16 protein-coding genes are annotated in these 24,869 nt (G+C 53.5%); 6 read left to right on the top strand and 10 right to left on the bottom strand.

All coding sequences use genetic code 11. From position 1 onward, the window contains the following. The first annotated feature begins 294 nt into the window (after window positions 1-294). From Mal52_RS22475 to Mal52_RS22465, 3 genes are all read left to right on the top strand, one after another. Window positions 295-1,029, top strand: a complete 735-nt coding sequence (locus Mal52_RS22475) for an ABC transporter ATP-binding protein (RefSeq protein ID WP_145378767.1) — start codon at window positions 295-297, stop codon at window positions 1,027-1,029. Between the two features lie 159 nt (window positions 1,030-1,188). Next, window positions 1,189-3,876, top strand: a complete 2,688-nt coding sequence (locus tag Mal52_RS22470) for a Gldg family protein (protein ID WP_145378766.1) — start codon at window positions 1,189-1,191, stop codon at window positions 3,874-3,876. A gap of 122 nt (window positions 3,877-3,998) precedes the next feature. Then, window positions 3,999-5,729: a DUF4340 domain-containing protein gene (locus Mal52_RS22465; protein ID WP_145378765.1), complete on the top strand. Its 1,731-nt coding sequence runs from the start codon at window positions 3,999-4,001 to the stop codon at window positions 5,727-5,729. A 43-nt stretch (window positions 5,730-5,772) separates the two neighbouring features. Here Mal52_RS22465 and Mal52_RS22460 read toward each other — a convergent pair whose 3' ends face one another. From Mal52_RS22460 to Mal52_RS22445, 4 genes are all read right to left on the bottom strand, one after another. Continuing rightward, entirely contained in the window at window positions 5,773-6,540 is a 768-nt protein-coding gene (locus Mal52_RS22460; protein ID WP_145378764.1) for an SDR family NAD(P)-dependent oxidoreductase, read from the bottom strand. 81 nt (window positions 6,541-6,621) lie between these two features. Further along, complete coding sequence (locus Mal52_RS22455; RefSeq protein WP_145378763.1) at window positions 6,622-8,169, bottom strand: GMC oxidoreductase; 1,548 nt, start codon at window positions 8,167-8,169, stop codon at window positions 6,622-6,624. A 21-nt stretch (window positions 8,170-8,190) separates the two neighbouring features. Further along, window positions 8,191-10,248: a glycogen debranching protein GlgX gene (gene glgX / locus Mal52_RS22450; RefSeq protein WP_145378762.1), complete on the bottom strand. Its 2,058-nt coding sequence runs from the start codon at window positions 10,246-10,248 to the stop codon at window positions 8,191-8,193. Continuing rightward, window positions 10,235-12,907 carry an MGH1-like glycoside hydrolase domain-containing protein gene (locus Mal52_RS22445; protein WP_145378761.1) on the bottom strand — a complete coding sequence of 891 codons (2,673 nt, stop codon included), beginning with the start codon at window positions 12,905-12,907 and terminating at the stop codon, window positions 10,235-10,237. The genes glgX and Mal52_RS22445 overlap by 14 nt, the downstream gene beginning before the upstream one ends. 279 nt (window positions 12,908-13,186) lie before the next feature. Here Mal52_RS22445 and Mal52_RS22440 point away from each other — a divergent pair, with 279 nt between their 5' ends. Both Mal52_RS22440 and Mal52_RS22435 read left to right on the top strand, forming a co-directional pair. Beyond that, window positions 13,187-13,384 carry a hypothetical protein gene (locus Mal52_RS22440; RefSeq protein WP_145378760.1) on the top strand — a complete coding sequence of 66 codons (198 nt, stop codon included), beginning with the start codon at window positions 13,187-13,189 and terminating at the stop codon, window positions 13,382-13,384. Window positions 13,385-13,455: 71 nt separating this feature from the next. Further along, window positions 13,456-14,145: a PEP-CTERM sorting domain-containing protein gene (locus tag Mal52_RS22435; RefSeq protein WP_145378759.1), complete on the top strand. Its 690-nt coding sequence runs from the start codon at window positions 13,456-13,458 to the stop codon at window positions 14,143-14,145. 769 nt (window positions 14,146-14,914) lie between these two features. Here the strand turns inward: Mal52_RS22435 and Mal52_RS22430 are convergent. The 3 genes from Mal52_RS22430 to Mal52_RS22420 form a co-directional block, all read right to left on the bottom strand. Continuing rightward, on the bottom strand, window positions 14,915-17,071 hold the full coding sequence (locus tag Mal52_RS22430; RefSeq protein WP_145378758.1) for a serine/threonine-protein kinase: 2,157 nt from the start codon (window positions 17,069-17,071) through the stop codon (window positions 14,915-14,917). Further along, on the bottom strand, window positions 17,058-17,684 hold the full coding sequence (locus tag Mal52_RS22425; RefSeq protein WP_197533414.1) for an ECF-type sigma factor: 627 nt from the start codon (window positions 17,682-17,684) through the stop codon (window positions 17,058-17,060). Before Mal52_RS22425 ends, Mal52_RS22430 begins: the two co-directional genes overlap by 14 nt. Before the next feature lie 74 nt (window positions 17,685-17,758). Beyond that, complete coding sequence (locus Mal52_RS22420; RefSeq protein WP_197534402.1) at window positions 17,759-18,808, bottom strand: response regulator; 1,050 nt, start codon at window positions 18,806-18,808, stop codon at window positions 17,759-17,761. A 579-nt stretch (window positions 18,809-19,387) separates the two neighbouring features. Here Mal52_RS22420 and Mal52_RS29950 point away from each other — a divergent pair. Beyond that, entirely contained in the window at window positions 19,388-20,023 is a 636-nt protein-coding gene (locus Mal52_RS29950) for a response regulator transcription factor (protein WP_197534401.1), read from the top strand. 301 nt (window positions 20,024-20,324) lie between these two features. Here the strand turns inward: Mal52_RS29950 and Mal52_RS22410 are convergent, their stop codons facing one another. From Mal52_RS22410 to Mal52_RS22400, 3 genes are read right to left on the bottom strand one after another with little or no spacing between them, the layout of a single operon-like run. Then, on the bottom strand, window positions 20,325-21,473 hold the full coding sequence (locus Mal52_RS22410) for a hybrid sensor histidine kinase/response regulator (protein ID WP_145378755.1): 1,149 nt from the start codon (window positions 21,471-21,473) through the stop codon (window positions 20,325-20,327). Then, window positions 21,439-21,933 carry a response regulator gene (locus Mal52_RS22405; protein ID WP_145378754.1) on the bottom strand — a complete coding sequence of 165 codons (495 nt, stop codon included), beginning with the start codon at window positions 21,931-21,933 and terminating at the stop codon, window positions 21,439-21,441. Before Mal52_RS22405 ends, Mal52_RS22410 begins: the two co-directional genes overlap by 35 nt. A gap of 18 nt (window positions 21,934-21,951) precedes the next feature. Beyond that, a complete protein-coding gene (locus Mal52_RS22400) occupies window positions 21,952-23,514 on the bottom strand; it encodes a sensor histidine kinase (protein ID WP_197534400.1) in 1,563 nt (520 codons plus the stop codon). Window positions 23,515-24,869: the final 1,355 nt, after the last annotated feature.

Here is a 24,869-nt window from a genome sequence, read left to right as displayed (position 1 = left end):
CAGGGGAGAATTGGATCGGTAAAGATTGTGCTACGAGCAATTCGTATTTGCGTCTCTGGGACAGTTTTTGGTCCACCGAACGAGCCGCTTTGGGGTGCGGAAGGTAGCGTGTTGTGCTCATGCGATTCGCCGAAGACGATTGACGACGTTCGCGTCCGATGACGTTTACGTACGATCACGTTTGCGTACTAGGGGTTGGACGCCGTTGCTGGGTGATCCGCCAATGATCCGCCGCGCTGCTGTTGATCATCAGACCATCTTTTACCATGACCTTTAGCGTTGCAACGATAAATCATGAACAAACCCGAGAATTCGGCAGTGATTGAGGCAATCGGCCTGAGCAAGTTTTATGGGCCGTTCGCCGCGATTTCGGATGTGAGCTTTCAGATACCGCGCGGTCAGGTGGCGGCGTTTCTCGGCCCCAACGGGGCAGGGAAGTCCACCACCATGAAGTGCTTGACCGGCTTTTTGGCGCCGACACACGGCACAGCAAAAATCGGCGGCCACGACGTGCTTGAAGATCGCATGGCGGCGGCCAAGATGATCGGGTATCTGCCGGAAAACGGTCCGCTGTATGCGGAAATGACGCCGCAAAGCTTTTTGAAATACATGGGAGAAGCCCGCGGGCTGAAACGGCAGCAATTGAAGGACCGGCTGGATTACGTTGTGGAACAATGTGCCCTGGGAGGCGTTTACGGCAAAGCAATTAGTAAACTCTCCAAAGGATATCGGCAGCGCGTCGGCATGGCACAGGCGCTGCTGCATGATCCAGAGGTGCTGATTCTTGACGAACCGACCGCCGGGCTGGATCCCAATCAAATCCATCAGGTCCGCGATTTGATCACTCGTTTAAGCGAGACAAAAACAATTTTGCTGTCGACGCACATTTTGCAAGAAGTCGAAGCAATCGCGGGACGCGTGGTGTTCATCTTCAATGGTCGCATTGTCTTCGACGGCACCGTGGCAGAGATGGCAGCCGGCGGTGACATGGAGGCCAAGTTCCGCGAATTGACGACCACAGCGGCTTGACGAAAACCAGTAACCATCCGTCGGTACCCCACACCCCAGCATCCAACCACGACATCCCTCGGCACCAGTTCTCATAGAATTCGGACGAAAACGGCCGCGGGAATGGCGACGCATCAAACTGTCGAAAAATCGACTCTATCCAGGCAGAGGTAATGTTTCATGAGTTTGAGGAAGCATGTCATCTTCGCTGTCTTCAAGCGGAATTTCCTGAGCTACTTCTCAGGAGTGATCGGCTATTTGTTCATCGTGGTGTTCGTGGCCTTGGGATCGGTGTTGGCGTTTAGCGACCAATTCTTCGCCAACAACATCGCCAGCCTCGATCAACTCAACCAGTATTTTCCGTTGTTGCTGCTGTTCATCGTGCCGGCGATCACCATGAGTGCGTGGGCGGATGAACGCAAAACCGGAACCGATGAGTTGCTGTTTACGCTGCCCGCCTCCGATGGGGAAATCGTACTGGGTAAATATCTGTCCGTGCTGGCGGTCTACAGCGTGGCACTGGCATTTTCCTTGTCGCACGTGGTCGTGTTGTTCATGTTGGGACACCCCGACGTGGGACAATTGTTTGCCAACTATTTGGGGTACTGGTGTGCAGGAGCCGCTTTATTGTCGGCCGGCATGTTCGCCTCGATTTTGACCAGCAGCACGCCAGTGGCATTCGTGATCGGGGCCGTGCTGTGCGCGATTCCGGTGTTCAGCGACCGCATCGGTGCGATTCTGCCTGATTTTCTGGGCCGCCACCTTTCGGCAAGCCGACTGTTTCAGAATATGGGTTTGTCGGAGCAACTCCGCGACTTTGGGTTGGGCATGATCCCGCTGAGCGGCCTATTGTATTTTGTCTCGATCTGCATCTTTATGCTGTATCTGAACCTGGTGATGGCCGCTCGACGGCATTGGGCCGGTGGCACCAAAGGGACGCAAATGGGTTGGCAGTTCGCCGCCCGGGCGATCTGTTTGGCAGTCATTTTGATCAGCGCCAATGTGGTCTTTGCCAATTGGAACGTCCGTGAAGATGTGACCTCCGAAAAGCTTTACAGCATCTCACCGACGACGAAAAAGGTCCTGTCGGAACTGCCGGAGAAACGTCGGATTTTGATCCAGGCGTTCATCAGCCCGGAAGTTCCTCGTGAATATGTCCCGGTCCGCACCACGTTGTTGGGGTTGTTGCGACAGTATGATCAGGCGGCCGGCGATCAACTCGACGTGCGGATTGTCAACACCGAACAGTTTTCACCCGAAGCAGACGAAGCGCGGACATTCGGCATCAGCGCCCGTGAAGTACAAACCGAACGTGCGGGCAAGGTCGTGACTGATTCGGTCTTTTTAGGAGCGGTCGTCACCGGTGGTGTGGATGATGAAGTGGTGATTCCCTGGTTCGACGTGGGGACGCCGATTGAATACGAATTGACGCGGTCGATTGGCACCGTGACTGAGACCAAACGCCGCAAGGTGGGCATTTTGACGACCGACGCCAAAATCGCCGGCGGCATGAATATGCAAAGCTTCTCCAGCGATCCCGAATGGCGGATCGTGACCGAATTGAAAAAGCAATATGACGTGGTGGATGTCTCGCCCGATGGCCCGATCACGGGGGATTTTGATGTCCTCATCGCCCCGCTGCCGTCGTCGTTGACGGTGCCGCAGATGAAAAACTTTGTCGACTACGTGAAGTCGGGTAAACCAACGTTGATCTTCGACGACCCGATGCCGGCGTTCAACCCGCAATTGGCGGCGCAGCTTCCCAAACCAAGTCCTGGCGGTGGCGGCATGTTCGGCCAACGCCAACCGGGGCCTCCCAAAGGAGACATCAACCTGCTGCTCAACGAATTGGGCATTGCCTGGGACAAGGGGCAGTCGGTGTTTGATTTGGTCAATCCGCACCCGCAATTCGCCAGCGTTGTGCAACCCGATTTGGTGTTTGTGACCGAACGGAATGGCGAAGGAGAAATGGCGCCCTTCAGTGACGAAAGCGAAGTCAGCAAGGGCCTGCAGGAAACGCTGTTGCTGTGGCCCGGTTCCATCCGGCCGCGCGAGGGCAGCCAAGCCAAGTTCATTCCCCTCATCCGCTCCGCTCGATCGTCGACCGGTGTGTTGCCATTCGACCAATTGATCAGCAACCACCCGTTGTTCGGCCCGCAGATGCTGCCGAATCCGAAACGGATCATCGACGCGAATACGGACTATTATCTGGCGGCACGGATCACCTCGGACGTGGGAGCAGGCCTGAACGTGGTCTTCATCGCCGACATGGACATTATCTCCAACATGTTCTTCCAAATTCGTGATCGGCAGATGTACGATTTGAATTTGGACAACGTGACGTTTGTGCTGAATGCGGTTGATGAATTGGCCGGGGACAAAGAGTATATCCCCTTGCGAAAGCGCCGTGCTGAGCACCGGACTTTGACGACTGTGGAAGCGCGGACGCAAACGTTTGTGGAAAAACTGCAACAAGAAACGGAAGAGGCCAACAAGGATGCGGAGAAGCAACTCGAAGAGGCCAACGCCAAGCTGAACGAGGCGGTCGAAAAAATTCGCAACGATCCGTCGCTCGACGCGCAAGACAAGCAAATTCGCATTCAAATGACACAGCGTTCACTTCAACAACGTTTGGACGTGGATAAGGTCAACATCGAAAATGCCAAGGAAAAGAAGGTCCGTCAGGAAAAACGGGAAACGGAACGTGAAATTTCGGCCATCGAGGGACGCATTAAAATGTGGGCGATTCTCTTGCCGCCGATTCCCGCTTTGGTGTTGGGAATTATCATTTTGTGCATCCGCGTCACCAATGAACGAAACACGATCGTCCCGGAGCGTCTGGTGCGCGACGTCGGCAAACACGCATAACATCGGTTGGTAAACGGTCGACGGCGTTTATTGCCAGACGACACGGGAACAGACGGAATACAACTTCAACATCTGCGTCGCGGCTTAGAAGTCGCGAGATCTAGGAATTGCGAGGCTGGAACATGAACGAAACCCTACGAACATTAGCGTTTGTCGGTGTGGCCGTCGTTTCCCTCTTGGTGGCGGTATTTGCCGCGCCAACAATCAACGACCCCTTGGCCGATATGAACTTGGGCAGCGAGTTTTACCCCGACTTTAAGGATTCCACCAAGGCAGCTTCGCTGTCGGTGGTGGTCTTCAATGAAGACACGGCTCGTCGGCAGCAATTCATTGTGGAAAACAAAGATGGTGTCTGGTCGATTCCCTCGCACAACGACTATCCCGCCGATGCCGCTGAGCGGTTGGCCAATACGGCGGCGTCGCTAATTGGCATCAAGCGAGACGGTTTCCAAAGCCAATTGGTTGACAGCCACGAAGCACTGGGTGTCGTCGATCCGCTGGATGATGACGCACCAACACTCAAAGGCCGCGGCGACCGGTTAATCCTCAAAGACGCCGACGGGAACAAGCTGGTCGACTTCATCATCGGCAAACAGGTGGAAGGCCGCGACGGGTATTACTACGTCCGCAAAGAGGGCTCCAACGCCGTTTACATTGCCAAAATGGATGTCGACTTGTCGACGAAGTTCTCCGATTGGGTGGAAACCGATTTGTTGAAGATGAATCGCGACGAACTGACGTCGGTGGTGATTCACGATTATTCGATCGACGAAAATAGCGGTACGTTGAAAGAGGGAGAAACCAGCGAGCTTTCGCATGCGAAGGCGAGCGATCCCTGGACGCTGGCCGGCCTGGACGCCGAAACGCAGGAACTGGATGTGGCGAAGGTCACTGCGATGATCTCTGCCATGGATGAGTTGAAACTCATCGGCGTGCGTCCCAAGCCTGAAGGGCTGAGCAACGACCTGAAGTTGAGCAAAGATGCCGCACCCCGCACGCGGGAGGCGTTCAACGACTTGATTAGCCGCGGATTCTTTCCGACCGAACAAGGCTTAAAATCGAACGAAGGCGAACTGGTCGTCACCACCAACAAGGGTGTGGAGTACGTGCTGCGGTTTGGCGAGATCTTCACCGGTTCGGATCTGGAGATCGAAGCGGGTCTTGAAAAGGATGCCAAACAGGCCAAGGCGGACGGCGAGAAAAAGGCCGAGGGCGATGACGCTGACAAGGCGAACGATGACAAGCCGGAAGTCGAAGAAGAGAAACTGCAGGGGCGGTTCTTGTTCGCCTTTGCCCGTTTCGACGAAGCGGCTTTAGGTCCCAAGCCGGTTGAACCGGAGAAACCAGCGGAACCTGCTGCCGAAGAAAAAACGGACGATAAACCGCCGGCAGAAAAAGAAGACGACAAAAAACCAGAGGCTCCTGCGGACGACGATCAACCGGCCGATGCAGACGCAACGGATGAGAAACCTGAGGACGCGAAGTCTGAGGACGACACACCGGCCGACGATGCGGACGCGGACGCTGAGAAAGAAAAAGAGGCGGACAAGCCGACGGAGAAATCTGCCGAACAAGCCGCCGCCGATGCCGCCAAAGCGCAAGCGGAATACGAACAGGCGATGGCGAAGTACAAGACCGACCTGGCCGCTTATGAGAAGAAGGCTCAGGAGGGGCGTAAAGAGGTGGAAGAACTCAACCGCCGCTTCGCTGATTGGTACTATGTGATCTCCGAAGAGGACTTCAAGAAGATCCGCCTGCACCGGGACGAACTGGCTAAGCCCAAGACGCCCGCTGGTGAAGCAGGCAACCTCCAATCGCCGCTGAATGGCGGCGGACTGCCTCCCTTGAATTAGCCCGCGCCCTTCAGTCAGCATCGGCAAGACATCAGCCCTGGTCTTACAAACCAGGGCTGCTTTGTTTGATGCCGCCGTCGGCGAACACCGTGGTGGCTGTCACATAGCTAGCGCCGTCGCCGGCAAGAAAGCCCACGACAGAGGCGATCTCTTCCGGCTGTGCCATGCGGCCGAGTGGAATCGCATCGTCCAGCTTTTTCATCAGGGCCGGATCGGTCATTGTGGAGAGATTAATCGGCGTGGCCACTGCTCCCGGTCCGACGCCAACAACGCAAATGTTGTGCGGCGCCAACTCCACACCGGCGGTTCGGGTCAGCATCCGCATGCCCCCTTTGGCGAGGCAATAGGCAGTATTGCCGGGCATCGGCCAATCTTCATGCACAGACGTGATGTTGATAATGCGTCCGCCGTCGCCTTGCTTGATCATTTGCTTGGCGGCGATCTGCGTGCCGAAGAACGCGCTTTTCAGATTGATCTCCAGGACCTTCTCGTATTGGGCTTCCGTTGTGTCCAGCACCGACGTTCGTGTTTCGACACCGGCATTATTGACCATAATATCGACCCGACCAAACTGCTTGACCGCAGCGGCGACCAGCTTCTCCAGGTCGGCGACTTTGCTGACGTCGGCGTCGACACCAATGGCTTGATCGCCCAGCGCGACGACTTGTTTTTCCAGCGCCTCGGTTGCTTCGGGGTGCGAGATGTAATCGATCACTATATTGGCACCTTGCCGAGCCAATTCCAAAACGATCGCCAGTCCGATGCCGCTGTTGCCGCCGGTGACGATGGCGACTTTTCCTTTTAAGCTCATACTGAATGTTCCCCTATCCTTGAGTCGGAGTCTGTTGGTTTTTGAAAGGTCATGCTGGTCAGAAGACAAAAGCGAGGTGGATCAGAGCCGCGGGAGTAAATGTTCCCCCACCCGCAGCGCGTTGGCCATTGCCGTGAGCGCGGGGTTTACGGCGCCGATGCTCGGGAAGAAACTGGTGTCGACGACGTACAGATTGTCGAGTTCGTGCGCTTTGCAGTTGGCGTCAAGCACCGAAGATTTAGGGTCGTTGCCGAAACGGCATGTGCCTGCTTGATGGGCCACGCCGCCGATGTCGATCTCGTTTTTCATATACAGATTGCGGGGAATCAAATGCTCGTGCATGCCCAGGCTATTGAGCATCGACTTGAGTTTTTTATACAACGTCTCCGCGGAGAGTTGGTTGGTCTTTGTGTAATTGAGCGTGATATTTCCTGCGGCATCGACCGTCACGCGGTTGTCGGCCCGTGGGAGGTCTTCGGTCGACAACCAAAAATCGACGGAATGCTTGGCGACCATTTCCAGCGTCCACTGCGGCGCCAGGGCGGTCTCGATCGGCTTTTCGCCGCGGAACATGGGGGCCTGAGATTTTCCCACCATTTGAATATTCCCCATGGGAAACTCGTAACCCTCCATGCCAAAATAGAAGTCGTTCAAGCCCAGTGTCTTTTGGTAGACCGTGGGGTTGGGTTCTTTGGAGAGCGCCAATACGGCTTGGCTGTTATGGAACATATAGTTCCGGCCGACTTGATCGGAGCCGTTCGCTAAGCCGCGGGGATGTTTGTCGTTGGCCGACATCAACAGCAGTTTTGCCGAGTTGGCCGCTCCACAAGAAACGACGACCGTGCCGGCTTGAAAGACTTCTTGTTGGCCCGCGTGCTCCACGACGACGCCCGTTGCGGCGGTGCCGGCGGGATTGGTTTCCAACTTGAGGGCCATGGCATCGATGAGCAAGGTGACGTTGGGATGTTCCAGCGCCGGCCGCACGCCGAGCACCTCGGCATCGCTTTTGGCGTGCACCAAACAGGGAAAGCCGTCGCAATCCATGCAGCGGACGCAGCGGCTAAAGGGCATGCGTGTTTCGTCGAGCATGATGCCGCAAGGGGAATGAAACGGCCGATATCCAGCCTGGGTCAGATCGTCAGCCAATTGTGCGATGCGTGGTTCGTGTGATACGGGGGGATGCGGGTACGGCGCGCTGGCCGGCGGCTCGGTCGGATCCTCGCCGCGGGCCCCATGCACCTGATACATCTGCTCGGCTTGGGTGTAGTACGGCTCTAATTCGTCATACGAAATCGGCCATGCGGGGGAGAGTCCGTCTTGGTGTTGCAGCTCGCCGAAGTCCTCGGCGCGCAACCGATAGAGGGCAGCTCCATACATTTTGGTCGCGCCCCCGACAAAATAGTGCACGCCGGGTTGAAAGGGCTTGCCGTTTTTATCGTGCCAAATGTCGGGGGAGACATAGCGGTTTTTGACGAAGACTTCTTCGCTCAACCAGTTTTCCGGTTCGCGTTTCAGCCAGCCGCCGCGTTCTAAAATCAATATCTTTTTGCCGGAGGGCGCAAGTTGGCGGGCCAGAGTTCCGCCCCCAGCACCGCTGCCAATGATGATCACATCGTAGTTCTCGGCCATGCGTCCGCTCCTTCTCGCAGGTTAAACCGTAACACTCACTAACACGACCGACGACCGCGCTTGACAGGCGTACTGTGACTGGCCGTTGGGAAGCACGGCCGGCGGGTCGCAAAAATCTTGCGGCGACTCGAACGCGGTATCAACCACTCGCCGCCATTCACGTCCTGCCGCCGTGGGGGGTAACTGGAAATCGAGTGGCTTCCAATATGCATTGAGGATCACGTGCACATGGTCTCCGGTCTCATCGTGCGTTAATTCATAGGCGATGGCGTGCGAATCTTCGCCCCAATCAGGCTCTCCCAATCGCACGCCGTGCCAGCGAATCATACTGTTTCCGTTGTGTCCCCAATATATGTGATCCCGGAAAATCACCAAGTTTTGATGGAAATGAAGTAACTTGCCGACAAATCTGCGGATGTCCGCGTGCCGGTCGACATCATCCCAGTCGAACCAGGAAATCTCGTTATTCTGGCAATAGGCATTGTTGTTGCCCTGTTGCGTACGTCGGACTTCGTCCCCCATGGCCAACATGGGGCGTCCTTCGGACATCAGCAGAATTGTTAGAAAATTCTTGCTCTGCCGCTGCCGCAAAGCTTCGATGGTGGCATCATCGGTGATTCCTTCAGCGCCGCAGTTCCAACTAAAATTATCGTTCGACCCATCGCGGTTTTGCTCGCCGTTGGCCTCGTTGTGTTTCTCTTCATAGCTGACCAAATCGTTGAGCGTAAATCCATCGTGGGCCGTAATGAAGTTCACACTGCGGTTGGGCAGACGATCCGGCTCGTGGAACAAATTAGCGCTGGCGACGAGGTTGTCGGCCAGTTTGTCGACGGTTCCCGTGTCGCCTTTGAGAAATCGTCGAACGTGGTCGCGAAATGCCCCGTTCCAGACCGCCCACCGGTCGGTTCCAAAATGGGCGAGTTGATACAACCCGGCTGCATCCCAGGCTTCGGCAATGATCGTGGTTCCCGCCAAGACGGGATCGACCTCAATATCAAGCAAAATGGGTGGATGCGCTAACGGCTCGCCATCCTCGCCGCGAGAAAGGCTCGCCGCCAAATCAAAGCGGAACCCGTCGACATGCATGTGCTCGACCCAATGTCGCAGGCAATCGAGAATCATTCGCCGCACGACCGATTTGTTGCCGCTCACGGTATTTCCGCAGCCTGTATCGTCGACGTAGTTCGCGGGGTTGGCGGGATCGAGAATGTAGTACGTGGGATTATCGATGCCGCGCAGCGATAACGTTGGTCCGCTCGTATTTCCTTCGGCCGTATGGTTAAACACCACATCGAGTATGACTTCGATGTCGGCCCGATGCAGGGCTTTGACAAGATCGCGAAATTCTGTAACCGCCGCCAGCACACCGGGCTGTGAACTGTATGCTTGGTGTGGAGCAAACCAAGCCAATGGCTGGTAGCCCCAATAATTGGTGCCGGTTGGGGAGGCCTGCGGGTCGAATTGCTGAACCGGCATCAATTCGACTGTCTTGATGCCCAGCTCCACGAGATAGGGAACCTTCTCGATCAGTCCCGCAAAGGTTCCCCTCTTCTTTGCAGCGATAGCGGAGTTAGGATTCTGCGTAAAACCCGCCACGTGCAGTTCATAAATCGCTTCGTCAATAAATGGTCGGTTGAGCGGCTCGTCTCCCTCCCAATCATAGTCCGCCGGATCGACGACCACGCTCTTGATGGCGACGGCCATGTTGTCACCATCGTCGGCGGCTCGGGCGCGGTCGTAGTTTTCAGTATTTGCCGTCGCTAGCGCATAGGGATCGACAAGCAGCTTGGTCGTATCAAACCGTAACCCTGCGGTCGGCTCGTCGGGGCCGGAGACCTTGTAGCCGTACAGTTGTCCCGCTCCGATTCCCGGCACAAAGACATGCCAGTAATGGTAGGTCTTGTTCGATGCGGGATCGAGCGTGATCGTCTGCGCGGGGCGGGCGTCGTTTGCCTTGTCGAACAACAGCAGGTCAACGCCCGTGGCATGTTTGGAGTAGAGGCAAAAATTCACCCCACCGTTCTCAACGGTCGCACCGATCGGTGATGAGCGACCGACCGTCGTCTCAACCGCGCTCATGTTGTTTCCAATATTCATAGAGCAACGAAACGACCAGGGCCGTCCAACCGGTTTGATGACTCGCACCGACACCGGCACCCGTGTCGCCGTTGAAGTATTCCGAAAAATGGACGTAGTCCCGCCAGTGGGGATCCGTTTGAAAATAGTCGTTGTCGCCAAACACCGCCCGGCGTCCGTCTTGCGCTGCGTCGCGCAGAAAAATGTTGCATAACCGTTGCGCCAGTTCGCCGGCGACTTCGTCGAGACTCATCCAGACACCGGAACCGGTCGGACATTCGACTTTGTAGTCGTCACCGTAATAGCGTGAAAACTCGTGTAGCGAACGGACGATGGTGTAATTCACCGGAAACCAAATCGGGCCCCGCCAGTTGGAATTGCCGCCGAATAACCGACTATCGGACTCAGCCGGCGTATACTTGACCTCAAACTTCTGCCCGCCGGCATCGAATTCGTAAGGATGCTCCAAATGGTAACGCGAGACGGATCGTATCCCGTAATCCGATAAGAACTCCTCCGGATCGAGCATCCGCCGCAACACCGCTGTGAGTCGATCTGTGGACAAAATCGCCAGGATGTGCGCTCCGTTTTTTCCAGCCTCCTTCACCGGTGCAACGTTTTTTAGCAGGTCGGGCCGGTTGCCAATAAACCATTTTGCCGCTTCGTTAAACTTCTGCAATCCCTTTCCCTGCTCGCGTTCCGCCGACTCGACAAAGACAGCGAACAATGGCACCAAGCCGACCATCGAGTGAATTTTGACCGGAATCGATTCTCCACTGGGCAACGAGATCACGTCGTAAAAGAATTCGTCCTCGGTATCCCACAAATTGATTCCAGCGCCATCCATGTTGGTCATGGCATGGGCGATGTTGAGGAAGTGTTCGAAGTACTTGACCGCCATGTTTTGATAGAGCGGTTCCTCGACAGCCAGTTCGGAGGCGATGTTGAGCATGGTCGCACAGTAGAGGGCCATCCAACTCGTGCCATCGCTCTGTTCCAAGGTTCCCCCATCGGGCAGCGGTTTGTCGCGGTCGAAACAACCAATGTTGTCCATCCCCAAAAAACCACCGCCAAAAATATCCCGCCCGCTGTCGTCTTTGCGATTTACCCAATAACCGAAATTCAACATGCCGTTCTGGAACATCTGCTTCAAAAACTTGGTGTCGCCGGTTCCTTTTTGTTCCAATTCAATCTGATAGACCCGCCACGCCGCCCAGCAAAGCACGGGCGGATTGACGTCGTCGAAGTTCCATTCGTAGGCCGGATACTGACCGTTGGCATGCTGGTACCATTCGTAGCCCATCATCAACAGTTGTTGTTTCGCAAATGCGGGATCAATGTGCGAAATGGCGATGCAATGAAACGCCAAATCCCACGAGGCATACCAGGGGTATTCCCAGGTATCGGGCATCAAAATCACATCGGCGTTGTGCAGTTGTTTCCACCGCCAGTTGCGGCCTTTCCAGCGTGATTCGGGAGGCGTCGGCTGCGTGGGATCCCCTTTTAACCAACGGTACACATCGAAGTGGTAGTACTGTTTCGACCAGAGCAAACTGCCAAAGGCTTGTCGTGCCACGAGCTGGGAATCGTCAGACAGTGTCGGCGGTCGCATTGCCTCGTAGAATTCATCCGCTTCGGCGATTCGAGCGGCGAACACGGCGTCGAAATCCTCGAACGGGTCCGCCGATGACTCCGGTGCAAGGCGGAGTTCGACGACAAATTCCTCGCCGGGCGGAATCATCGCATGGGCATGCCCGGTCATTTTGCTGCCGCGCTCACGATTGATGGCGCTGCTGTCGCCGTTGATGAGGGCGTTGTGAAATCCGTCTTTGACGTAGCGTGAGAGATTTTTGGATTTGTCGATGCGGCTGAAATTGGTTTCGTTCTCAGTGAACAACAGATCGACCGACTGACCATCGGAGGCGCGTATCTGCCAGGAGCGGGTGTCGAATTCCGGATGTGTGGTCGTCGCCACGCCGGGCGCCACTTGCTGAATCGCCGGGCGCGTTTGATCCGTTTCCCAGGACCAGGTGTTGCGATACCACAGGTGTGGCAATATATGGATCGGTGCTGTATCGGGTCCGCGGTTCACAGCGGTGATGCGGCAGAGAATATCCTCAGGCCCCGCCTTGGCATATTCAATGAACACGTCGAAATAGCGATTGGCCAAGAATTCATCGTGCAACGCGTCAAACAGTTCGTATTCCGGTTGCGACTGGTCTCTGTTTCCGTTGACCTCGACCAGTTCTTCGTAGGGATACTCCACCTGCGGGTATTTGTAGAGCATCTTCATGTAGGAGTGCGTCGGCGTGCCATCCAGAAAGAAGTAATACTCCTTCACGTCTTCGCCATGGTTCCCCTGCAGATTACTCAGGCCAAACATCCGCTCCTTCAAGATGGGATCTTTTTCGTTCCACAGTCCCACAGCGAGACAGAGGTGTTGTTTCTGATCGCAAAACCCGCCGATACCATCTTCGTTCCAGCGGTAGACGCGACTGCGGGCATGGTCGTGGGGGAAATAATTCCAAGCATCGCCGTCGGCGCTATAATCTTCGCGGACTGTGCCCCAGGCCCGATCACTGAGGTATGTTCCCCAACGTTTCCAATCGACTGTTCCAGCATCGTGGTCGGCAAGTCGAGCGAGTTCCGGATTCTTGGACATCTTGCGAGTATGCTTTCTGTCGATAGGAATGCGAGTCGTTATTTTCCTGACCGCCTTAGCTGACTTGACCGGACCTCAACTCAGCGGCTCTGCTTGCCGCCGATTGATCCGACCCCAGGCACTGCTGCATGTTATCGACTATAGAGCAAGGAATCGATGAAAGGTTTGGTGGACAATGCCTTTCATGCGATGACTTTCGATGCGGCATTGGCAATGACTTCCTCACGAGAGGCTCAATCGTTTTGGTGAGCCAATGCGATGATAGGAATACCGCCAATTATGTCGACCTTATGTTTTAGTCGCCTTAGTGCATCATTAAGAATGCACACCAAGAGTGAACCGGCAGATGTGAGCGGGCCGAGCTTTTTAGGAGAGTATTCAAGGAGTTTTCTAGCAAAAGTTGAGAGCGCATTTTTTGCCAAAATGCAAAATGGAGAAAATGCACAAAATGGAAAAGATTTCTCTTGCGGTGCGTAGCGACATCGCGCAAGATTGGATTTAGGCGGCCAACCTATTTTCACCACGGTTCATTCGATTAGGAGAACCCCATGAGAAGCCTATTGGTTGCCGCTGTCCTTACTGCAGTCACGTCCATGTCCACGTCCGCTTATGGTGGCTTGATCCATACTGGATTGCCCACCGACTTTCTCAGTTACAACTTGCTCAACCCAGTGAAAGCAGCAGGTTCAATATTCGTCGCCGACGAATGCAACCTCTCATCTTTTACGCTGAATGTTGGGGCTGTTGCCAACGGTGGAAACTTTCGTGCCATCGTTATGGATACGGTGTCGGGTCTTCCGCACGGTAATCCGATTTGGCACAGTGATTTGACGCCGATCCCGTCGTCAATTGCGGAAGTCACCTTCACACCCAATATCGAACTGACACCGGGTGAAAGTTACTTCATCGGTTTTGATGTTGGAGCATTCACCGATGCAACCGGTAACCTAAATATTGGTACTGTCTCGACCGGAACGCTCTTAACCGACGGCGGTGTTTTTCAAAACCTCCTCGGATTAGACATCTGGACCCCATTGCTTGATCTCAATCTTGCGACATCAATCGTCATGGACTGCGACGAACTTGGTGATTGCCTTCACGATGTGCATTGTCCCGATCCCGACCCTGCACCAGCCGTCCCGGAACCATCCAGTGCTGTGCTTTTGGGCATTGGCGTGCTCGGTTTGGCATGCCACCGTTGGCGCCGTGTGAAACGGGTCGCTGCAAAACGTGCCTAATTAACTGCTGAATTTGTGCCGTCGGCGTGAATGCGCCGGCGGCATTTTTTTATGCGCTCCGCCGGAAGCGACTGCCTGGCAAATGGTGAATGCGTGCTCTGCGATGATCATCGGATCCGCAAATTCAGCAGATTTTGCGCTATTGTTTTGCTTCATGGTAGATGGCTGCTCCGTCATTTCGCAGCTCCGGAATGCCCCTGATCGTCGCCAAATTTCGATCAACGCCTGATCTGCCAGCCGGCTGGAGTCTCCACTTGCTCGGTGATTGAGTTGTGCCGCGCGCCTTCCCTACGCCTGCTGATCCCTCTTGGGATATTTTTGTCAAATCTTAGATTTTTCTAAAAAAGTTGGCGTTTTGATTTCTCGGATGGGCATTTACCTATGAAGAAATTCAAAGCACCTTAACCACGAAAGAAAAAGCCAAAAGGCATCTTCGCATGCAGCCGCAATACGGCTAGCAGAGAGAACGATGGCTTGAGGCAAACGTTCAGAGACATCGTCTCTCTGGCGTTGATGAAGTCGAGTTGTTCGATCGGTAATAATCGATGCCTTCGATTCCGAATTTGGACAAGGTCAGCTCATAGATCTCCTGTGGCCGCTTGGGATCTATGAGGATCTTGCACGAATTCAAAAAAACCGCCCTCGAACTCGAAACGGCCATTCCTCGTATATGGTCGTAATAGCCGCCGGCGTTGACTCTAAGCAACGTCGGCGGTCTATTTTTTTTCAGCGACAGTGCTTCGATTTGAATCGAACCACTGAGTGCGTTTCAATAGGAAACCACTGGTTGCGATGTTTTTAGTAGACCATCCAACAGTCGTTCCATGTCCTCAAGAAATTGCGAGGCGTCGAGATAACGCTCCGCTGGATTTTTTGCCAGCGCCCGTCGGAGGAACTGAGCGATTTCAGGAGTGGCAGAGGGGTTGGAATGGGTTAAGTCTGGCAACGGGCCAATACTGTGGAGTTGGACTAATTCCATGAGATTGTCTGCCGGATACGGGCGACTGCCTGTCAGCATTTCGAAGAGCGTCGCTCCCAGTGCATAAACATCGGCGGCAGGAGCGATCTTGTTGGCTTCTCCGAATTGCTCCGGCGACATGTAAGCAATCGTTCCTACGATCATGCCCGAGAGAGTCATGTTGAGCGACTCCGTTTGTTCGACGTGCCGCGCCAGACCGAAATCTGTGAGTTTGACTTGCCAGTCCGAACAAGCCTGGAGGGTGCAACTGTCACTGAACTTGTTCTTTGCTGACTCTTGTAGAAACTGCGACGCGCTCTGGCTATCCAGCAGGATATTCTCAGGTTTGATGTCACGATGAATAATCCCCAGTCGATGGGCTTCAGCCAATCCTCGCGCTGCATCGCGAATGATCATCAGTGCTGTCATTTCATCCATGGGTGCCGACTGCTTGATGAGGGAGCGCAGATTGTCGCCGGCGACATACTCCATCACGATATAGCGGACTCCCGCATCTTCTTGGATGTCCAGTAGTCGCACAACATGCGGGTTACTAATTTCTCCCAGCATTCTTGCTTCTTTGCGGAGCCGTCTCAGCGATTCACCATCTCCAACGACGTCCGGTTTCAATATTTTGATCGCCACGGTGCTTTCATCAGCCGAGTCGATGGCGCGATAAACCTCTGCCATGCCGCCTTCACCGAGCTTCTCTAAAATTCGATAGCGGCCGAGCCGAGAGTCTGGGCCCAGCTCGATCGCGGCGACCTGATTGGTGTGACTGCTTGCAAAGCACGACATTGATTGAATCACTGAAGCGGTGGATCCGGCACAGGAGTTCAGCAAAGCCTGCTCGATTTCGGACGTATCGATGCCCAGCAGCTGCGCCATTTGTCCCAATGGTTCAAGCATTTCACTGGCTGTAGGACGCTGGGAAGAAACCGGATGCCTTCCCTGTTCGATCGCTGCACACAACGAATCGATGGCTGCGATGAATTGAGAATTCTGCGGCAAGCATTCTACCAATCGGTCGCAAGAGAACGTTATCGCTGCGGACGGATCATTCGCGACTGCTCGAAACATCCAGGTCAGAATTGCGGCAAGACTATAAACGTCAGACGCCGCTTTTCGCATACCCTGTGCGACTTCGGGAGCAGTGAAATATGCATCGGTCCCTTGGAATTGAAGATCAGAAGCATCTGCAGTGCACGCCTCATCGAGAAAGTCAATCAGGATGGAATCATCTGCTCGAAGGTAGATGCTCGACGGTTTGAGATTTCCGTGAACCAGGCCGATTGAATGCCCAGCCACGAGCACCGATGCCAATTGAAAACTGATGGAAATGGATTTGAGAGTTTGCGCTTGAGTCTGATCGTCTAATAGCTTGGACAGGGTTTGCTCGGGGATCATCTCCAGCCTAGCCGAAGTGCCGTTTCCATGAAAATCCGCCGACACGACCTTTCTCACACCGGGATGCAATTCGAGTCGCTTGACCAGTCGGATTCGTCGCTTCAGCTGCTTGGCTGCCGTTGTTTTTAAATGGACCAAGGGGAAGAGGTCGACCTCAAGCTCTTCTCGGAAACGAGCCGCGCGCACGCCGAGCCCCTTCGGCTTTTTTTGAATACGAGTGACCCTGGCCATTTGGGGTGGGGTCACCTGCTTGCGAGAACCAATCTTGAGTTCCCTGACATCCTTGTTCCACAGGGAGTCGATTTCTTGCGAGTATTCGGGAAATCGCTTGATGTATTGTGAGCGACTGGGGCGTTGTCCGTTCTGCCGCAGCAATCCCCAATCCAACCGCAACAATTCGTCAAGAAGTTGCAGACGCAAGGTCCCTTCGACATCAGCAATCAGCTCCTCGATATGCAACATATCGCTGCTCTGCCACCGATCTTCAAAACGGACGCACGTTTCGTCGATGAGCAGTTGCTGGCGAACGGACAGCTGTGATTCTGGGTCATTCGTATTCATCAGCACTTTTAAACCTGTGTTCTTTCCAGATTTTGCGGATCAAGTTTAATCGTCGATTGATGGTACGTGGACTGCGTTTTGTCTGAGTTGCGATTTCATCAACGGAATACCCGGCCAGTTTCAGTTGAGCGATTTGTTTGAAGGATTCGTCGGGTAGGCTTTCAAGTAACAGCGTGGATGCTTCACACAACTGGTCCGCAAATTCGGGAGTCGGTTTTCCTCCGATAATATTTTCGATTCCAAAATCACGGGTTGAGGGACGTTTCATGAAAACGGATTCCCCCAAAAGATCCCCGCCGCCTCGCTTCAATGCCGTATTCGTGCGCATGCGGCGCATCGCTTTGCGGGTTGTGATGACCACAAGAATCGCCCACAGATTGTCGCGGTCTTCCAGGTCCGGAAACCGGCTCTCCTGCAACCCGGTACAAAGACTATGAAAAGCACTCAGTGCGACATCTTCCTCGTCAAAGGAGCGTTTGACATGTAAGGGAAGTTTGTTTCTGGCCAATGCGACAAGCTGACTGAAGTACCGGTTCCAGAGATCATGCGCAGCCAGTTCATTGCCTTGCTTGAGACCCTCGACCGATGTCATCACAGAATCATTGCGTTCCATATGTCGCATCCTCTTGTTTCGTGGTGACATCGACTTTCGTCTCGGGATCATTGCAGTGCTACCTGGAGACGCTTTCACAGGTTCGCGGATTTTTCGGTTTGATACATCTGGCAAACGGTGCGTAAGTCGTCAAAACAGTTCAACATCGCATCGAGCAGACGGGGATCGAATTTCGATGCAACCTGACCGGTTAAATAGTCTCGAACATCAACCGGGTCGGGAGGGGCGGCACCTGGTTCGTGCGTGGTCAATGCATCAAATACATCGACAAGCTTGACGATGCGCGCAGCCAGGGGGATTTCACCTTTCCGCAATCCGTCAGGATATCCGCTGCCGTCAAATGATTCGTGATGCCAGCGGGCGATCTCTGCTGCCATCGAAAAGAAATCCGTTCGGGGGCATTTCAGAACCAGACCTTTGAGAATGTCATGCCCGATCAGTGTATGGCGTTCTAGTTGCGAGCGTTCTTCGGAGGTCAATTTCTCCTTTTTGTTTAACAGTTCATCGGGCAAGGCAATTTTTCCGACGTCGTGCAAAGGGCTGGCTTGCTCTAGTTTTCGGAGAAAGGCCTCGTCGATTTCTGAGCAGGCGGAATCTTGGCGCAGTTCGCTGGCCAACAGACGGGAGTAGATGCGAATTCGATCGAGATGTTTGCCCGATTCGGTTTGGTCAAGATTGGAAAGAAGTTCCAGTACCTCAGCGGTCGCCCCGCTGAAGTCTTCGATTTGTGTTCGGGCATCGTCAAAAATCGATTTGTTACGTAAATTGACGCAGACCTTGGCATAGAGTTCATCCGGATTAAACGGCCGCGTGACGTAGTCGTCGGCGCCGGTTTGATAGCCTTGCAGTCGGTCTTGGAGTTCGGTGTTGGCAGAGACCATAATCACTTGGCTGTGGCGAAGAGTGGGGTCGGACTTGAAATGGCTGCAGACTTCATAGCCATTCAGGTCAGGCATCATGACGTCCAACAACACCACATCCGGTGGACACTCTTGCGCAACCTTGAGAGCATCCTTCCCGTTGTCGACTAATTGGAGTTCGAATTCTGCTGCGAATAACTCCTTGATGATCTCTAGATTAATCGGATTATCGTCGACCGCCAGAATACGATTTACCGGTGGCATGCGGATTCCTCGGTTCATCGATGTCAGACCCGTCAAAATGGGGGATTTCCTCTTTGAGTGAGACGTATAAAGAAAGTTTGTTGGGTGTTTGAGACTGTTTCACTCATCAACCACTGCCAATCAGGTTTTGGGAAGCAAGCCCGGGCCATCAAATCTAGGCCGTAAAACCTTCGCAGTTTGAAAACATGACGCAAAGTTAGGGAATCCCTTATGCACCTAGGGATTCCCTTAGCCGACAGTGTTTTGTCACGTGGTTGCTTGAAGCAGAAGGAGTGAATTCAAATTGCCTATGTGCTTTAATTGCATGGGATTTAGGCGGCGACAGAAGACCGAAAATTACGGTGAATACAGGGTTCTCTTGAGCGACGTTCGATCTGGTCATGGCTCTTTGCGAGAATAAACCGGCGATGTGATGAATTGAAAATGTCGATAGGAGTTGAGGTAGCAACCGCGGGCCAGAATCGGTATTTCGTATTGTCCAGTGAATGATTCATCGAAAGGATTTGAAATAGCACTTGTTCACTGAATGCGGAATGTGGTATCAGCAAACAATTGGCACGTGAGCTGGAAGCATCGGTCATGAATAATCAAACCGTAATCCTCGTGGATGATGATCAATCCGTTCGAGAGTCACTCGAGTGGATGCTGCGAGAGGAACAGTTATGCGTCGATGCCTATCCCTCGCCAAAAAATCTGCTCTCAGAGTATGACGCGGACAAACCTGGTTGTCTGGTTCTCGATTTACGGTTGCCCGATATGACCGGCATCGAGTTGCATGATCAACTGGTTGAAAGAGGATGTCGGCATCCATTTATCATCATGACGGGACATGGCGAAGTCCTCGATGCCACACAGGCCATGCGGTCGGGGGCGGTGGATTTCATTGAAAAACCGCTGGACCGGAAGCTGTTTCTTGCCCGCGTGCATGAAGCGCTTGAGAGAGATCAGTTGCAACGTAGCGAACATCTGCGTCGTCAAGATTTGGAGTTCCGTCTTACTAAGCTGACTCCGCGAGAACGTGAAGTATTAACGCTGGTTGTCGAGGGGCTATTGACCAAACAAATTGCGGGACAGCTGGGGATTTCGATTAAGACGGTGGAAGTGCATCGCAGCAACGTGACCAGAAAAATGGGGGTTGAATCTGTGGTGCAATTAGTGCGGCTTTGTTCTGACCATTTTTTGCTAGACAATTCTGACATCAGGGAAAGTTCGTAGGGGGAAGCCCTGATGTGCGCAGCGTGATGCGCAGATAAAATTGATGCGTGCGGTTTACCGAAAGTTTTGACATGGACGTCCAAGTGTCAGGTAATTGATCGACAAGATCACTGCATACGAAAAAAGCTTCCCAGAAATGATTTCGGGGGAGCTTTTTTCTATGGATAGATCGCACTTGGTCTGGTCCATTTCATCTGAGTTGTCACAGATGGCCCGACGCAGTGACCCAACGCAGTGGCCCGACGCAGTCCTCTGGTCGCCCTCTTAGCCGCCAGTTGTGGCGCGTTGTGGATGTCCTTGATTAGACGTCCAGAGCCGTTTGCTCACCTTTGGGCAGGCTGAAGCGAAACGTGGAGCCGTGCTTGGGGTTGGCGCTGCATGTGAGTTGTCCGTCGTGATCCTCGATGATCCTGCGGCTGATGGTTAGGCCCATCCCCAAGCCTTGCGATTTGGTCGTAAAATGCGGCTCGAACAATTTCTCGGACAATTCGTGGGGAATGCCGCGGCCACAATCGGAAATATCGACGCTCACGTTGTCGGAGTTCGATGTCGTGATGACGCGGACGATGCGCTCTGGCGGTTCCATGTCTACCATGGATTCTAGGGCGTTTTGTACTAGATTCACGATCACTTGTTGAATTTGGACAGTATCAACACGTATCTGGGGGAGGCTGTCATCCAGCTGCAACTCAAGTTCTACATTGTGCGATTTCAAGGCGACGCGAACGAGGTTAGCAACCTCAAGGATCAAATGGTTTAAGCCGACCAGCGAGGTTTCCGGAACACTTTTGGACACGTAGCATTTCAACCGACGAATGATGTCTCCGGCGCGGCGGACCTGTTGGTCAATCCGTAATAGCGCATCCCGAAGTTCGTCGTACCGCTCCTCGTTTTGGGGAAGCACAGTCAGGCACGTTCCGGCATAGTTTGCGATTGCCGCCAGCGGTTGGTTCACTTCGTGGGCCAGTGCGGTGGCCATTTCTCCCATCGCGTTTTTGCGATCGGCGTGTGCGAGCAGCGAGAAGAGTTCATTTTCGCGGTCCTTGGCCCGTTGGCGTTCGACAATCAATTCCCATTCTCTAAGCACCCTTTCGGCGGTACGCGGCATTTCCGCGAGTGAGAACTCGGACTTGACGACGTAGTCCAGCGCGCCCCCTTTGATCGCTTCAACAGCGACCGCCTCGTTTCCTTGGCTCGTCATCAAGATATACGGTACGCACATCGAGGTACGCGATGCCGGCAGCAGTTCGGTTCCCCGTCCGTCCGGGAGGACGAAATCGACGATGACCAACTCCGGTGGCGACTCGTTAAGATTTTGGCGCGCCTCCTCGATTGTCTTGGCGATTTCTATCTGCCATTGCCGTTTATGATCCGTGAAGGCTGACTGAATCAAAAACGCGTGATTATCGTCGTCCTCAACGAGCAACACTCGTGTTTTGTTCGTCGCCACTCCTTGCTCCCTGTGTCACATAAGTTGGCTGTCGATTCCAGTTGGTCCAGTAGGTTTCTAGATCTTGGATTAATCTGCAGAAATCATCAAATCCAATCGGCTTGACTAAATAGCTGTTGGCGTGCAGGTCATAGGCTTCGCAGAGGTCCCGATCCGCACTGGAGGTCGTGAGGATGATCACAGGAATGCGTTTGATCCCCTCAGTCGTCTTAATCGTTCGCAAGACTTTCAATCCATCAACGCGTCGCAGACGCAGGTCGAGGAGTATCAAGTCCGGGTTTGAGTTTGGATCGTTTTCAGAGTACTCACCTTGATGCAACAAATAATCCAGTGCCGCTTGACCGTCCGGCAGATGCGTGATGTGACTTGTTAAACGTTGATCTTCAAAACACTCCTTGATTAGTTTGGCGTGATCCATGTCGTCTTCGACCAACAAAATCCGCGTTCGTTCAAGCTGCATCGTAATTTTTACCTCTATTTAAGAGGAAGAGTTTTCAGCCGCTGGCAATGTGAAGCACATCGTACACCCACTGCCAATTCCGTCGGACTCCACCCAGATCCTTCCACCGTGGGACTCCACGATACGTTTTGCCATGGCCAGTCCAATGCCTGACCCTGGCACTTCACGATTCAATTGTTCAAACAAATTGAAAATGTGTTGCTGCTGAGGCTGTTCGATTCCAATTCCATTGTCGCGCACATAACAAACCGTTTGTTGCCATTTCGTAAACGTGCCGATCTCGAGTTGCGGGTTGGGGACATCCTTTGTGAATTTCACGGAATTTTCCACCAGGTTTTGCAGCAACTCGACCAGCCGAAAACGGTCGCCTCGGATCACCGGCAATTGCTCATTGAGGGTGACCTGCATTCCGCGGTCTTGGATTGAAATATCGCAGAGTTCGATCACTTCCCGCGCCAGATCGGCCAGTGGGATGTCTTCGTGAGGATTGACGACACGGCCCACGCGTGAATACGTCAACAAATTGTCCAGCAGAGATCCCATGCGATCAGCGGCGTTACTGATCCGCGACAGGTAATCCTCAATCTCATTGAATTCGCCGGCCTCCACGTGGCGCTGCAACCGGCCGACAAAACCTTTGATCGTGACCAATGGACTTTTCAAATCGTGGGAGACTGCATAGGTAAAGCGTTCCAGCTCTTCATTGCTGCGGCTCAATTCCAGATTGCGTTCCTGAAGTTGCGAAGCAAAGTACTTCAATTGCCGTTCCGCTGCTTTGCGGCTGGTGATGTCTCGGATGATTGCCGTAAAATGTCGCTGACCGCCTGGTTTCGCCTCACTGACGGCCAATTCCATGGGAAACGTAGTTCCATCTTTCCGACAACCAACGACATCGCGACTGATACCAAGAATTTTCCGTTGACCGGTACGAAGATAGGCATTGATGTAGTTGTCATGGTCCTCACGGTATGGCGACGGCATGAGCAGCGATATGTTCTGACCAATCAGTTCGTTGTGTGAATAGCCGAACAGGTTTTCGGCGGTGGCATTGAGCGATTCAATTTCGCCCCGTTCATCGATTGTGATCACTGCGTCGGCTGCTGATTGCAAAATCGCCCGCGAGCGCGATTCGGTTTCTTCAAGTTTTCCAATCGCCTTGCCTAGGTTCGTGATGTCGCAGGCCACAGCGGTGAACTTACGTTGCTCTCCCAACCAAACCTCATTAACGGACAACAGCATCGAAAATATCGTGCCGTCCAGGCGTTGCCCCATGACCTCCCGCCCTCTGCCGATGAAATTCTTGCGTCCGGTTGCGAGATATTTGGCTAAATATTCGGCACAGTTTTCCCGGTCCGGCGAGGTCATCAAATTGCGCAGGTGCTGACCGACCATATCGGCCTCCCCAGAGCCGAACAGTCGATTTGCTGCAGCATTGACGGACTCAATCACGCCTTGCTCGTTAATGGTGATCACGGCAGCTAACGAGGCGTCAAGGGCTATGCGCGCAGGTGCATCGGTTTCCGTCAAAGATGGGTGGTGTGTCCCAAAATGCGAATCAAAAGATTCGTCGGGTTGCGTCATGTCTCCCAACATCCTTCAACTAAAATTCGAGCTCCATGCGTTCACTCACGAAATACATCCTCGCTGGCCCGAATTCAACACTCCAAGGAACGCAAATAGCGAACCATGGCTGGGAACAAGTTGACGCTGCCTCGTTCCGATGTTGTTACTGAGGTGCTACCGAAAACTGCTGGAAATAGTATTTTCTGATGTCTAAACTCCCAAAACGTTTTACCAGTCACAGTCAACCGACCAGGGGGGACCGAGTGATCGTGGGGGTGACCGCCGGCGTAGCCAAGCGATGCAGACATATCGCTATGCAACTTGCATAGTGCCCTCGTCTGACCCCCTCTTGATCAAAAATACTCAGTGAATACCCCGGCAGGATGAGATAGATATGCCTGGACGATCAGAGTAATGCGCGTGTGTGACAGAGATGCTCATCTAGATGTTCTTTCGGAATTATTTTGTCATCCAGGGGAGATGATCTCAAGCAAGGGCGAATGCTTCGGTCAACAAGAGACTAACAATTCAAGGGGAATGCGGGTTATAAGCTGAATTGGCAAGGGTTGAAGCCCTGCCACGATGCGAGAAACGTGCTGGCTCAATGTGTGGCTGGTTCCGTGTTTTACGAGTCTTCCTGTTGGTTAATCAGTCAACGTAATTTCGGCAAACACTAGGTCTGTTAGCAGTTTCTGAGTATTCATGATGACCTTCAAAACTGCTCCACGTCACCAGCGAAACTAGACCCCTTTCGCTGGTTGCATTGGTGTGCGTCACTCGTGTTCTCGATGACCTCAAGCGTGCGCTCCTCGTGCTTTCGCATGATCGAGCGATGTCGTGTTAACGATGTCTCGCGACCCTCTCTTTCCCGTGATGCTTGCTCCATCATTCGTAGCGCGTTCGCGAAAAAATATCTGTAACCATCTTTGCGACAACAGTTTTTTGCCGAACGAGCGGGCGAATAAAAACCGTTCTGAGCTTCTCTGAGCGCGCTGCGAAAAGCCTAAGGGAAACCCCAGTCTTTCGACCAAATGGACGCCGGTTGAAATTTTTCGAACTACGTTTTTTGTAAGTTCGTCACAGGATTTCGTCGACACGTTCGCATTTCAGCAGCATTCCGTTGCTCCTATACGATTCCCTAAATCACAAGACGACGATCTCTCACTTGATCAGACGATCCAGTGATTTGACTGAGGGGGGACTTGACTGAAAGAGAAATGCGGTGAGGGCAAAAACATGAAGTTCATTCAAGACGACCAAGAAAGTTGAAGTTGGCAGGCATGAGATACGTTGTGTCCATGAATTGAAGATGCCTGGATCGTAAACGTTTGGGATTGCCCTCTGCCGAAAGGGTACGACATAGCACGACGCCC

Source organism: Symmachiella dynata, assembly GCF_007747995.1.
Classification (GTDB): Bacteria; Planctomycetota; Planctomycetia; order Planctomycetales; family Planctomycetaceae; genus Symmachiella; species Symmachiella dynata.
Note: the sequence above shows the minus strand (reverse complement) of the source record. Positions and strands in the feature narration are given on the sequence as shown.